Below are 11491 nucleotides of genomic sequence, written 5' to 3' on the forward strand. Positions count from 1 at the left end.
AGAACAATGATAACTATCGAAAGGCTTGAAGAATCACATGTGGCGTTAGTTCAGGCCATCCAACTCGCCGATGAACAGGTGAAGTTCGCTGGAAAAGCTGCAGAGTTTTTATTAGACGGCAGTGAAACGACGCACTTGCACGTGATTAAGTTTAATAACGAAGTTGTTGGCTACTTTAAGTTGGATATCGCTTACGCAGAGTATTACGAGTTTTGCCCAGAAGGAAGCATTGGGTTAAGAGCTTTTGTACTTGATAAAAACCAGCAAGGTAAAGGTTTAGGAACTGGCACGGTGAAGGCTTTGTTTCCGTATTTAAAAGCGAATTACTCAGCGAATGAGTCGATTTACTTAACCGTGAATTGCAAAAACCCCGCAGCATTCAACTGTTATAAGAAAGGCGGCTTCGAAGATACCAATGAACAGTATCTAGGTGGTGCAGCAGGCCCGCAATTTATCATGCGCGGTCAAATCGCTTAGTAATATTAAACCGATTAATTATTGATGAGAAACACCTGCACAGCTGTATGCAGGTTGAGAGTCTTAAAGAACGCGAAAAGGAAATTTGATGAAGGTTCAATATCTTGAAGTGGTTACCCCAGATGTCGATATTGTTTGTGCAACATACGCTCAACTTTACAACGTGAAGTTCAGTGGTGCAGATGTAAACCTTGGTGGGGCTCGCACTGCAAAGTTATCTAATGGTGGGGTGATAGGCATTCGAGCACCGCTTCGTGAAACTGAAGAACCAACTGTTCGTCATTACACGCTGGTTGAGGATATTCAGTCTGCAGTGAACGCAGCCGAGAAACTAGGCGCCGAAGTCGCGGTACCGCCAATGGAGTTACCACGTCATGGCATGTGTGCAATAGTTATCCAAGGTGGCGTCGAGCTCGGGTTCTGGCAGTTATAGGTGAAGCATAGCTTTTAGATTGTTACGGATGAGATACTACGATTTATGGTGCAACACCTAGTGTCTTTGCTTGCTTCATGGCATCATTTCACGCAGCTAAAACCCCAACAAGGTATGTTATGAAACAGAATATTGTCCACATTGCACTCGTGGTAAAAGACTACGATGAAGCACTTGATTTCTATGTAAACAAGCTTAAGTTTGATCTCATCGAAGACACGTATTTACCAGAAGAAGATAAGCGCTGGGTTGTTGTTGCTCCACCAAATTCAACTGGTGTGAGCCTGTTACTTGCTAGAGCTTCCAAGCCAGAGCAACTTGATTTCATCGGCAACCAAGCTGGTGGACGCGTATTCCTATTCTTAAACACCGATGATTTCTGGCGTGATTACGAACGCATGACGTCTTTAGGCATTAACTTTGTTCGAGAGCCTAAGGAGCAAAGCTACGGTACCGTAGCTGTGTTTGAAGATATTTACGGTAACTTGTGGGATCTGCTTCAGTTAAACCCTGAACATCCTATGGCTAACAGGTAAACAAGCTAAGGCTCATTCGTGTGTTGCTCAAGCTCAATTAAAGGAAGCTCATCGTGGAAGAAATCAAAGGCATTCTGCAATTCATGGTCGAAATTGAACAATTAAAGGATGTTCATCGACAAACAAAACCGGTTGGATTGGATCGATATGAAAACTCCGCCGAACACAGCTGGCACGTCTGTTTGAGCGCACTTATGTTGAAAGATTATGCCAATGAAGAAATCGATATTACGCGAGTGATGAAGATGCTGTTGATTCATGACCTTGGGGAAATCGATGCCGGAGACACCATCATTTATACCAGTGAGACTGAAGAAAATAAGCTTAAAGAGAGAAACTGCGTCGAGCGCTTGCTGAAATCACTGCCGAGCCATTCAAGAAGCGAGTATTTGGAATTATGGCTCGAGTTTGAAGCGGGTGAGTCACCGGAAGCCAGGTTTGGTAAGGCGATCGATAGAGTGCCGCCTTTGCTTCATAACATCCATGGTGGGGGGCATAGCTGGAAAATGCACAACATCTCTAAAGATAAAGTACTGACCTTTAATGGCGAGCGTATTTCTAAAGGCAGTCGAGCTCTATGGCAAGAGTTAGAGGTGCAACTTGAAGGTGCTGCGGCACAAGGATTGCTCAAGTAGCCCCGTGCTGTGAGGAAGCTTGAAATCATAGTGATAATAAGACGCATTAGAAAAGTGATCCTCTCTGCAAATTGAGAATGGAAACGTGTCTATACTGACATGGGCTACGTCGCTGATTTTAGAAGTGGCGCTATGAATGTAAGTTTGATTCGGTTAAATATCAGAGGTAACAATGAAAAAATTACTACCACTATGCGCCATTTTACTCTCGGCATCATTTTCAGCTGCGGCTTCTGATGGTTTGATTAAATATCAAAGTAATTACTCAGTGAAAGAGACCGCTGACCGTTTTGAAGAAATCGCCAAAAGCAAAGGTTTGACCTTGTTTGCGAGAATCGACCATCAGAAAAATGCGAGTAAGGTCGATCTTGAATTGAGACCAACCGAAGTCATCATCTTTGGTAACCCGAAAATAGGGACACAATTAATGCAATGTGCTCAAGAAGTCGCGATAGATTTACCGCAGAAGGTGTTAGTCACGGAAGATTCCAATAAGAAAGTATGGTTGTCTTACAACGATCCTAATTACTTGGTAGAGCGTCACGCGATCAATGGCTGTGACAAAGTGATTCAAAAAATATCTGGTGTACTAAGTAAGTTGTCAGAAGCGACAGTGGCTAAAGCGAAATAACCCAATAATTCGCCAGCATGTTGGTTGATTTATCATGGTTGAGCAAAAGCTATTGTTCGATAAAAGATAATGTTCTCTAAAAGCTAATATATTTCAAAATGAGCAACTCGAGACATAAAAAAACGGGCAGATCGAAGTGATCTGCCCGATTTAAATCAATCATCTCAATCACACTATGAGTAGCGTGAATCAGAAACGCTTATGCGCAGCACTTCTTGTATTTCTTACCGCTACCGCAAGAACATGGATCGTTACGGTTAGGTGTTTTTTCGAACGTCACTGTTTTTGGCTTGTTTAGCAACGTGTCGAACTCAAGCGTGTTTTCTTCTTTTTCTGCATCCACAGACACAGTCACGAAGATTGAATGTTCAGCTGCGATTGCTTCAACTTCAGTTTTGCGAGCTTCAGTTTGAACCATTACGTTTACTGGTGACTCTTCAGTACCCACTTTAACATCGCGGTTTACGTTGTAGCCTGCAAGAACGTGATTTTGTCTTGTTTCAATACGGCCTTTGAAAAATAGTTTCGACATTGGGTACTCATTAAAATTTGGATGACGCTCTTCCAATGCTGGATAGCGTTATAGAGCGGGGGATTATACTGATATATTGCAATTGATAAAGCGGTTATGTGAGCAAAGCTTGTTTAGTTATTCTCGTATAACGATTCTACGCTCCGCAACCTCTCAATTTTTTGCTTGCTCTGGGTTATCTTTCAAATTAGAGACAATAAAGTTTTCCTCAATAGGGGTTAGAGTGATAAATTCAAATAGCCAATTTAAACAAAGAGATAGTGTATGAAATTAGATGCCATACTGTGGGATTATGATGGAACCTTAGTCAATTCAGTTCCAAAAAATATCGCAATAACCAAAGACATTATCTCTGTGGTCGCACCACATTTGTCAGGTGATAATTTACCCAAATATTTGTTGAGTGAAGCGCTCTATCACGAAGCCAACCACGGTGCTAAAAACTGGCAAGCCTTGTATGTCGATTATTATGGGATGTCTCATGATGAAATGTTGATCGCTGGTGGTATGTGGGCAGAGCATCAAGAGCAAAATCAAACTCCCGTAGCCTTGTTTGAGGGAATGGAAAACGTGATCAGTCAGTTCGCGCACCTTCCTCATGGGATTTGCTCGCAAAACTCTCAATTGAATATTCGAACTGTACTCGATAGCTACGGTATCGGTGAGGTGTTTAAGTCAGTTGTTGGCTATGACGATGTATCGAATGGTAATCAAAAACCGCATCCGTTTGGCGGCATGAAGTGTGTTGAGAACATATTTGGTGAAGCTCAATCTAAAGAACTGTGTTTGATGTATATCGGTGACCATGAGGCGGATACACAGTTTGCTCGCAATATTGAAGTAGCACTGGGTAAGAACGCAAAAGTGATTGCGGTAGCTGCGGGTTATAGCCGTTCTGAACCTGAAAATTGGCAAACCAAGCCGGATTACATTGCTCACAGTGTCGATGATCTTTCAATAATCATTGGCAAATACGTTTAATCAGTAACGCTTAGTCGAAAGTAGCTAATTTAAGGAAGAATAATGAAACCAAAAGACGTGGTATTAGGATTTTGGGATGCAATGCGCACCAACGATTTTGCAAAGGCAAGTGAATGGCTAGCCACAGATTTTGAAGGTTATTGGCCTCAGTCGTCTGAATTGACGGTAGGGCGCGACAACTTCACGGCAATCAATGCTGAATACCCAGCCAATGGTGTTTGGGAGTTCACGCTCAATTCGATTGTCTGTGAAGGAGATTCCGTAGTAACGGACGTTTCGGTTACAGACAGTGTATTGAAAGACAGAGTGATCACCTTTCACACGGTTGTTGATGGCTTAATTCAAAAACAAACTGAGTTTTGGCCAGACCCATTCGAAGCGCCGGCTTGGCGATCGCAGTGGGTTAAGGTTGTGTCGAGCAATTAGTTTGTAACGAAAAACCAGGTTATAACAAACAAGTGGCATTAGGAGGTTTCATTGAACAAGGTAGTGATTGTAACAGGCGGGAGCCGAGGCATTGGCGCGGCGACATCTAAATTGTTGGCCAGTAAAGGTTATGCCGTATGCGTTAACTTCATACACAATGAATCGCGAGCGGAAGAGCTAGTTAATGATATTCGTGAACAAGGTGGAACCGCTATTAGTGTTAGAGCGGATGTGTCTGTTGAATCGGACGTGAAATCCTTATTCGAGATTGCTCGTAACAAGCTAGGTCCGGTGACTCACTTGGTCAATAATGCAGGGATTTTGTTTACTCAGTCACCTTTGGTTGACATCGAATTGGATCGCTTTGAAAAGGTGATGAAATCGAACGTATCAAGCTGCTTCCTTTGCAGTAAAGCCTTTATCAAACAAGCTGACGGTGCGGGTTCGATTGTGAATGTATCGTCTGCGGCTTCGCGAACGGGCGCACCATTTGAGTACGTGGATTACGCAGCATCGAAAGGTGCGATGGATTCACTCACCAAAGGCTTATCGCTTGAATTAGCTTCACGCAATATCCGAGTAAATGGCGTAAGGCCTGGGTGCATTTACACTGAGATGCACGCAGACGGCGGAGAGCCTGATCGCGTAGACAGACTAGCCTCGCAGCTACCATTACAACGAGGTGGCACACCAGAAGAGGTGGCTAATTCTATCGCATGGTTATTATCAGACGAAGCTTCGTATGTAACCGGTTCGTTTATTGATATTGCAGGCGGTCGTTAGGCACGTTGGCATTTACACTAAGATAAACCTGTTAAAACCATAAACACGCAACAAAAGTACCTAACTAAAAGAACGAAACTAAGAGTACAAACATGAAAAACTATTTTGAGAGCCCGTTTGTCGGAAAGTCACTTAAAGAACAGGTGACCAACCCAAACATCATCGTGGGCGAGCACAGCTACTATTCAGGTTATTACCACAATCACAGCTTTGATGATTGTGCGCGTTATCTGCTGCCTGATAGAACAGACATCGACAAGTTGATCATCGGCAGTTATTGCTCGATTGGTTCTGGTGCTGTCTTCATGATGGCGGGCAATCAAGGACATCAAAATCAGTGGGTCAGCACTTTCCCGTTTTTCTACCAAGACGACGAAAAGTTTGAAGATGCGATCGACGGCTTTGAACGCTCTGGTGATACCGTGATTGGCAACGATGTGTGGATTGGCACAGAAGCCATGATCATGAGCGGTGTTAAGGTTGGTGACGGGGCTATTATCGCGAGTAGAGCTGTGGTGACCAAAGACGTTGCGCCATACTCGATTGCTGGTTCAAACCCTGCGCGTCACATCCGCTATCGTTTCAATGAAACTGAAATTGCTCAGTTGTTAGAAATAAAATGGTGGCAGTGGAGCGAAGAGCAAATCAAAGGTGCGATGTCGTTGATGTGCTCTTCAGATATCGATGGGCTTTATCAGTATTGGAAAGCTCTCAAGTAATCGCTGTCCCCCGATATAGCCACGCGTGACAATGTAGCCCCACATGGTGTTTATACAAGAATGCTCAAACAAGCGAAAACTTACTGAATTGAATCTATATACCACAGGATATCTAACGCATCTTGCTTTGTGATAACACCTTGCCATGCAGGCATACCTTGTTCCACATCACCCTCTAAAATGTCATTCGCCAAAGAGCTTGGGCTGGTAAAAAAGCCGCCTAGTTTGTTAGCGATATTGGCAGGTTTGTGTGGTAACGAAGCGGCAGTGGGGCCGTCACCATGTCCTTTGTCGCCATGGCACACCAGACAAAGCTGCTTGTATTTATCTTTACCATTGGCGAATTGGCTCGCATCGACTTCAGTGGCCGCACTAACATTAAACGTCATCATTGAAGTGACTAATCCTAAGAAAGCTAACAAGTGTAAATAGTTCATGTGTTTCATTTTTTTTATTCTCGATTGTTCTTTAACAGTGAAAGAATAACCAAGTGTGAGTAGAAGAAACGTGAATGGGTGAAGCGGTATTAAGCTAAATTTAGAATTAGCTTTAGAATTAGCTTTAGAAGTAAATTTAGAAATAGGTTTAGTTGCGGACTAACATCATGTGATTTGGGTAAATGATTGATTATATGCATATTGCATAGTATGGCGTGTCGCATTAGCGTGGTGGATGAATTAGAGGGGTATTATGATTAGTTGCAACGATTACGATTATATTGAGATTGTGTGTATGCACCGATACCCAATCAAATTAACACTGAAGTCTGGCGAGCAGATAGAGTGTGTCGGATTAGATACACAACGCAATGATAGCCGTGAAGAGTGTATTAAGGTCAGTATTCAAGGTGTAGAACAACTTGTCGTACTCACTGACATTTCCACACTAGAAGTCTGTGTCGACAATCCTCATTTTCAGCAGATTTCATTCAAAACGTCATAGGCTTTCAAATGAATAACACCATAGAACAATGCTATTGCACCGCGTGCAGAGAAGATACACAACACGTTGTTGTGTTGGTCAGAAAGACGAGTGCGTTTGCAGACAAACCTAACCAAAAGCGAAGCGAGTTTTGGGCAGGGATGATAAAAGGTTGGTTCCTTGGCCCGTTTATCGCGTCAATGGATGAGTTTTCCCGTCATCTTGTCTGTGAAAAGTGTGGCCACAAAGAGATACAAGATTAGTTAAGATTTTACATAGTTAAAGCGTCGATTGGCTTAGGAGTAAAATGAATGAAAGTAGAAACGATTGAAGCCGTAAAGGCGTATGGGTTTTCAGTAAGAACCACTAATACCGATGAGATTGCCCCAGAAAAAGCGAAGATAGGCCAATTATGGCAAGGGTTTTTCGATCAAGCTTTTCCTAAGCTAACTCCAGACTCAAAGGTTTATGGCGTCTACACTAATTATCAATCGGATTTTACTGGTGAGTTCGATGTTGTTGCGTGTACCAATGCACTTACCGATAAAAACCTAGATAATCTGGTGGAAACCGAAATTGCAGCAGGTAAGTACCTAACGTTTTCTGCTGAAGGTGAACTTCCTCAAGCGGTCATCGATTTATGGGGAGAGGTGTGGGCGTATTTCAACGCAGCGGATTGCCCACATGTTCGAACTTACACGACAGATTTTGAATTCTACAAAGGCGAAACTGAAGTCGAGATTTCGATAGCGATTCAATAAGCTTTGGGTTGTCATTAGTAATAGCGCAAGTTTAGTCATTAGCAAAAGAGCCGCTCTTTATTGAGCGGCTCTTTTTATTGGGGTACACCGCCTTAACAAAGGTCAGCTACATCATTCTCATGAAGTAAGGAATAATCAGGGCGTTCGCTAAATCAATGAAGAACGCGCATACCAATGGCACGATGATGAAGGCTTGTGCTGAATGTCCATACTTCTGACTGACTGCCGACATGTTTGCCATGGCTGTCGGTGTGGAACCTAATGAAATTCCTCCAAACCCCGCACACACAACGGCTGCATCATAGGTCTTACCCATTGATGGGAAGACGATGAAGATATTGATTATCACCGCCAGTAGCAGCTGCATTGCCAATATCGCGAAGATAGGACCAGCCAAATCAATGAGCGTCCAAAGTTGCATGCTCATTAGTGACATCGCCAAAAATGTACCCAAGGATATTTCAGCAATTAAGTCGATAGCAGGCGAGCGTGTTGGCCATTTGGTGCCTGATATTCTTGGGTAGGAGTCTGGCATTACGTTGGTGATCACGATACCCGCAAACAAACACGATACGAACAGTGGCAGCTGTAACCCGGTTTGGCTGATCAATTCATTAAGCAACGCGCCGACAATGACACAAATATGAATCGCTAACACGGCGTCTAAAAATTGAAATGATGTAAGAGCTTGTTGTTGCTTTTTGGCATTTGAATCGATTGAGTTTGATTGCCCGTCAGCAGGTTTGAGGTTGTGACGCTTGATAAGAAACTTAGCAATCGGGCCACCCATCAGGCTGGCTAAAATCAGCCCGAATGTTGCGCTGGCGATACCAATCTCCATCGCGCTTTCCAAACCAAATTCTTCCGCAACCTTTGGCGCCCAAGCGATCGCGGTACCATGTCCGCCAATCAGTGAAATACTTCCGCTGAGTAGGCCAAAGACAGGCTCTAGGCCAAACATCGATGCGACAGAAATACCGACGATGTTCTGCATAATCATGAAGAAGATAGTGATTGCTAGCAAAATCACCAAGGGCTTTCCGCCTTTAAACAGGTCTTTCAAACTTGAGTTAATACCAATCGTGGTAAAGAAGTAGACCAATAATACATCGCGGGCAAATAGATCAAACTGCACTTCGATTGAGGTCGTCGCGTAAAGTGCCGCGAACAGGAGCGATGCCAAAATCCCGCCAGAGACAGGTTCAGGAATACTGAACTCTTTCAAAAAACCGATGACTTGATTAAGCCTTCGTCCGACAAATAGAACCACGATCCCCATGGTCACAGCAAAGAATGACCCGAGATGTAAGATGTTGTTTTCAAATTCCATAGTGATCCTTGTAAAGGTGAAGTTATGACGTAACTTTAGTTGCCCAAACGTGCGTTAATAAGCAACTAGATTAGCATTATTTGTTGCGTTCAAATGATAAGAAGTTTCGGAATTCCGGATCGGCAACAAGTTGTTTGTTACCTTCTTCAATCAATAGGTCGACGTTTTCTTTGTCTATCATAAAGTCCGTCGGAATTTGATTGAGTAGATATCGCTTGGCGCTGTTGTCTGATTTATTCAAGCTGATCTCAATGAAGTAGGGTGAGATCTTAAGATCTTGCTGAGAGGCCAGTTCTTGCCAAGATTGCAACTCGTCAACGATCAAATCTTTTGTTGTGTCGTTATAGCGATGCAACTGGATATCGGTAATGACATCCACCGTTTGTTTCACGGAAGGCGCTTCAATTGACTCTCCAATGCCCGACTCTGGCGTCGTCGATGCATCAACCGAAATGATGACGATAGGGCGTGCGTGTTGGTAGTTGTACAAGTTTTTCAACTCTTCGTTGTCGTTATAACGCAAATATTCAAACATTTCATAAACCGACAACAAACCAAGATTATCAGTAATCCCGCCATCGACAAGGTGTAGATAACTCACATCATCCTTATTGCTATAGGACTTTAGCGATTTGATCAGATTTCTATTGCGATAACTCGTGGCTTCAAATGAAGGCTGTAAATGCTCTGATTTGTCACAGTCATTTTTGTTTTCTAGTACCACAGGTGTGAAAACGAAAGGCACAGCAGAAGAAGCCGTCACCGAACTGGACACTGAATAACTGTTCAAGTCTGAACAAATGAGGTCAAAATACTCTTGTGTGAATGAAAAACGTGAACCTGTTGAAATATCGGTCGCGTTAATGACAATATAGGGTGCGTCTTCTCGGTGCATGTCGGCAAATGTACTTTCACCGAAGATGTTGGCTTTGTAATAGTCGGTAGCTTTGTCTGTTCTGGTGGCGTACGAGAACCAATAAGTCGGAGATAAAAGGATGGAGAACAGATCTTTCGAGACTTCGTGATAAAGGAACGTTTCTTCGTAATCTTCGAATATCTGGTCACCATACAAACCATAATACGCAGCGGTAAAGCTGCCACCGGATACCGAACTGATCATATCAACTTCTTCTAACAGATTGACCGTTTCACCATTTACTTCGATGTTGGTGTCGCGCAATGCTTGCAACACACCATATGAGAGCGCCGCCGCACGCGTGCCGCCACCAGAAAAAGAGAGGATCAACGTAACTTTGCTATTGGGGTTATTGAAGCTCTTCGCTGTGTAGGCTTGATTCTGCTGCGCAGTAGATGGGCTTGTGTTGGTTGCTTTGTTTTTAGCGCTACAGCCTGAAAGGGCAAGCGAGAAGGCCACTAACAGTGAAACTTTCGTGAACCCTTTAAAATCGAGGCTAGGTGTGTTGAATGTGTTTACTTTGTTTTTTGACATAGCGCATTTCAAACTAACGTTGTGATTGAGTGAAAGGCGATTTTCGTTGATATCTAATATGCCATCAATAGTACCACTTGTGATTCAGTGTCATGATTTTCATAACAATCTAGAGGCAATCAAGCTTATTTAGAACTGTTTACAGGCATCTTTGGTAATCTAGAGTTATCTTCATCAATTTGGAGCTATCTCCAGTAATTCATAGCGACTTAATCCTAGCCAAAAAGACAATCTTGCTTGGTTTCATTCCACAAAGGGTATTGCTTCATGACTTGGGTGTAGAGCTTACTGTCGAGGTGCGCTCTTAACCAACGTCCTACGTTTTTATATTCAGATTGCACAAACCATTTCTTTTCGACTCTCACGAACTGGCTGACAAACGGCATCACAGCAAAGTCGGCTAGGCTTGGCGTTTCTCCAAAGAAGTAAGGCTGATTGGTGAGTAGAGCTTCTAACTTGCTGATGAACCCTTCACAGGCCTGTCGACGTTGTTCAGTATCGATGTTTCGGTAACGAACAGACGCTCTGTACTTTTCCAAGTGGCCAATAAAATCTTCATCGTTGGTTTTGATGACCTGGTGGACTTGTTGGCTAAGTGTTGGGTTACTTGAACGCAGAAGATCTTGAGGATCGTTTTTTTGAAGCGCCCAGATCATCACATCTAAGCTCTGTTCGATGATTTGACCATCTGGCAATACCAATACTGGAACAGTGCCTTTTGGCGAACTGGCCAATAGTTCGCTAGGCTTATCTTTGGTAACGATTTCTCTAAGTAACACTTTTTGCTGGGATAAGGCGATCCCCATTCTTCCTCGCATAGCGTAAGGGCAGCGTCTTAAAGAATAAAGGATAGGTAAATCGAATTCATTTGGCATT

17 protein-coding genes are annotated in these 11491 nt (G+C 43.2%); 12 read left to right on the forward strand and 5 right to left on the reverse strand.

Going from position 1 to position 11491, the window contains the following annotated elements; translation table 11 throughout:
- Window positions 1-6 precede the first annotated feature (6 nt).
- The 5 genes from OCV44_RS07075 (at window position 7) to OCV44_RS07095 (ending at window position 2712) form a co-directional block, all read left to right on the forward strand.
- On the forward strand, window positions 7-477 hold the full coding sequence (locus OCV44_RS07075; RefSeq protein ID WP_139683970.1) for a GNAT family N-acetyltransferase: 471 nt from the start codon (window positions 7-9) through the stop codon (window positions 475-477).
- An 88-nt stretch (window positions 478-565) separates the two neighbouring features.
- Window positions 566-910, forward strand: a complete 345-nt coding sequence (locus OCV44_RS07080) for a VOC family protein (protein ID WP_139683969.1) — start codon at window positions 566-568, stop codon at window positions 908-910.
- Window positions 911-1029: 119 nt separating this feature from the next.
- Entirely contained in the window at window positions 1030-1446 is a 417-nt protein-coding gene (locus OCV44_RS07085) for a VOC family protein (RefSeq protein ID WP_139683968.1), read from the forward strand.
- Window positions 1447-1499: 53 nt separating this feature from the next.
- Window positions 1500-2081, forward strand: coding sequence for an HD domain-containing protein (locus OCV44_RS07090; RefSeq protein WP_139683967.1), 582 nt, complete (start codon window positions 1500-1502; stop codon window positions 2079-2081).
- A gap of 172 nt (window positions 2082-2253) precedes the next feature.
- Window positions 2254-2712 carry a DUF302 domain-containing protein gene (locus tag OCV44_RS07095; RefSeq protein WP_139683966.1) on the forward strand — a complete coding sequence of 153 codons (459 nt, stop codon included), beginning with the start codon at window positions 2254-2256 and terminating at the stop codon, window positions 2710-2712.
- Between the two features lie 199 nt (window positions 2713-2911).
- Here the strand turns inward: OCV44_RS07095 and OCV44_RS07100 are convergent, their stop codons facing one another.
- Window positions 2912-3244, reverse strand: a complete 333-nt coding sequence (locus tag OCV44_RS07100) for a PBPRA1643 family SWIM/SEC-C metal-binding motif protein (RefSeq protein ID WP_139683965.1) — start codon at window positions 3242-3244, stop codon at window positions 2912-2914.
- 264 nt (window positions 3245-3508) lie between these two features.
- On the opposite strand from OCV44_RS07100, the gene OCV44_RS07105 reads away from it, so the two are divergent.
- The 4 genes from OCV44_RS07105 to catB all read left to right on the forward strand — a co-directional run bounded on the left by OCV44_RS07105 (window position 3509) and on the right by catB (window position 6153).
- Window positions 3509-4225, forward strand: a complete 717-nt coding sequence (locus tag OCV44_RS07105) for an HAD family hydrolase (RefSeq protein WP_139683964.1) — start codon at window positions 3509-3511, stop codon at window positions 4223-4225.
- A 42-nt stretch (window positions 4226-4267) separates the two neighbouring features.
- Window positions 4268-4651: a nuclear transport factor 2 family protein gene (locus tag OCV44_RS07110; RefSeq protein WP_139683963.1), complete on the forward strand. Its 384-nt coding sequence runs from the start codon at window positions 4268-4270 to the stop codon at window positions 4649-4651.
- 51 nt (window positions 4652-4702) lie between these two features.
- Window positions 4703-5434: a glucose 1-dehydrogenase gene (locus tag OCV44_RS07115; protein ID WP_012604011.1), complete on the forward strand. Its 732-nt coding sequence runs from the start codon at window positions 4703-4705 to the stop codon at window positions 5432-5434.
- Between the two features lie 92 nt (window positions 5435-5526).
- On the forward strand, window positions 5527-6153 hold the full coding sequence (gene catB, locus OCV44_RS07120; RefSeq protein ID WP_139683962.1) for a type B chloramphenicol O-acetyltransferase: 627 nt from the start codon (window positions 5527-5529) through the stop codon (window positions 6151-6153).
- An 80-nt stretch (window positions 6154-6233) separates the two neighbouring features.
- Here the strand turns inward: catB and OCV44_RS07125 are convergent, their stop codons facing one another.
- Complete coding sequence (locus OCV44_RS07125) at window positions 6234-6599, reverse strand: c-type cytochrome (protein WP_139683961.1); 366 nt, start codon at window positions 6597-6599, stop codon at window positions 6234-6236.
- A gap of 244 nt (window positions 6600-6843) precedes the next feature.
- Between OCV44_RS07125 and OCV44_RS07130 the strand changes: the two genes are divergently transcribed.
- Genes OCV44_RS07130 through OCV44_RS07140 form a run of 3 tightly spaced genes read left to right on the forward strand, consistent with a single transcriptional unit; the run spans window position 6844 to window position 7835 of the window.
- Entirely contained in the window at window positions 6844-7095 is a 252-nt protein-coding gene (locus tag OCV44_RS07130; protein WP_139683960.1) for a Rho-binding antiterminator, read from the forward strand.
- An 8-nt stretch (window positions 7096-7103) separates the two neighbouring features.
- On the forward strand, window positions 7104-7337 hold the full coding sequence (locus OCV44_RS07135) for a hypothetical protein (protein WP_004733848.1): 234 nt from the start codon (window positions 7104-7106) through the stop codon (window positions 7335-7337).
- 48 nt (window positions 7338-7385) lie between these two features.
- Window positions 7386-7835 (forward strand): GyrI-like domain-containing protein, encoded by a 450-nt coding sequence (locus OCV44_RS07140; protein WP_102327469.1) that lies wholly within the window; start codon window positions 7386-7388, stop codon window positions 7833-7835.
- Between the two features lie 106 nt (window positions 7836-7941).
- On the opposite strand, the gene gltS is transcribed toward OCV44_RS07140, so the two are convergent.
- The 3 genes from gltS to OCV44_RS07155 form a co-directional block, all read right to left on the reverse strand.
- The gene (gltS, locus tag OCV44_RS07145; RefSeq protein ID WP_139683959.1) at window positions 7942-9165 is read right to left on the reverse strand and encodes a sodium/glutamate symporter; all 1224 of its coding nucleotides are present in this window, start codon (window positions 9163-9165) and stop codon (window positions 7942-7944) included.
- 76 nt (window positions 9166-9241) lie between these two features.
- The gene (locus OCV44_RS07150) at window positions 9242-10615 is read right to left on the reverse strand and encodes a patatin-like phospholipase family protein (RefSeq protein WP_139683958.1); all 1374 of its coding nucleotides are present in this window, start codon (window positions 10613-10615) and stop codon (window positions 9242-9244) included.
- Window positions 10616-10830: 215 nt separating this feature from the next.
- Window positions 10831-11421 (reverse strand): glutathione S-transferase, encoded by a 591-nt coding sequence (locus tag OCV44_RS07155; protein WP_246091697.1) that lies wholly within the window; start codon window positions 11419-11421, stop codon window positions 10831-10833.
- Window positions 11422-11491 lie beyond the last annotated feature (70 nt).

This window comes from Vibrio tasmaniensis (assembly GCF_024347635.1).
GTDB classification, from domain to species: domain Bacteria; phylum Pseudomonadota; class Gammaproteobacteria; order Enterobacterales; family Vibrionaceae; genus Vibrio; species Vibrio tasmaniensis.

Coding starts and splice junctions, on each gene's coding strand:
- OCV44_RS07135 (WP_004733848.1), top strand. CDS start 7,104: ATGAATAACACCATAGAACAATGCTATTGCACCGCGTGCAGAGAAGAT.
- OCV44_RS07130 (WP_139683960.1), top strand. CDS start 6,844: ATGATTAGTTGCAACGATTACGATTATATTGAGATTGTGTGTATGCAC.
- OCV44_RS07075 (WP_139683970.1), top strand. CDS start 7: ATGATAACTATCGAAAGGCTTGAAGAATCACATGTGGCGTTAGTTCAG.
- OCV44_RS07105 (WP_139683964.1), top strand. CDS start 3,509: ATGAAATTAGATGCCATACTGTGGGATTATGATGGAACCTTAGTCAAT.
- OCV44_RS07150 (WP_139683958.1), bottom strand. CDS start 10,615: ATGTCAAAAAACAAAGTAAACACATTCAACACACCTAGCCTCGATTTT.
- catB (WP_139683962.1), top strand. CDS start 5,527: ATGAAAAACTATTTTGAGAGCCCGTTTGTCGGAAAGTCACTTAAAGAA.
- OCV44_RS07125 (WP_139683961.1), bottom strand. CDS start 6,599: ATGAAACACATGAACTATTTACACTTGTTAGCTTTCTTAGGATTAGTC.
- OCV44_RS07095 (WP_139683966.1), top strand. CDS start 2,254: ATGAAAAAATTACTACCACTATGCGCCATTTTACTCTCGGCATCATTT.
- OCV44_RS07100 (WP_139683965.1), bottom strand. CDS start 3,244: ATGTCGAAACTATTTTTCAAAGGCCGTATTGAAACAAGACAAAATCAC.
- OCV44_RS07155 (WP_246091697.1), bottom strand. CDS start 11,421: ATGGGGATCGCCTTATCCCAGCAAAAAGTGTTACTTAGAGAAATCGTT.
- gltS (WP_139683959.1), bottom strand. CDS start 9,165: ATGGAATTTGAAAACAACATCTTACATCTCGGGTCATTCTTTGCTGTG.
- OCV44_RS07080 (WP_139683969.1), top strand. CDS start 566: ATGAAGGTTCAATATCTTGAAGTGGTTACCCCAGATGTCGATATTGTT.
- OCV44_RS07085 (WP_139683968.1), top strand. CDS start 1,030: ATGAAACAGAATATTGTCCACATTGCACTCGTGGTAAAAGACTACGAT.
- OCV44_RS07140 (WP_102327469.1), top strand. CDS start 7,386: ATGAAAGTAGAAACGATTGAAGCCGTAAAGGCGTATGGGTTTTCAGTA.
- OCV44_RS07110 (WP_139683963.1), top strand. CDS start 4,268: ATGAAACCAAAAGACGTGGTATTAGGATTTTGGGATGCAATGCGCACC.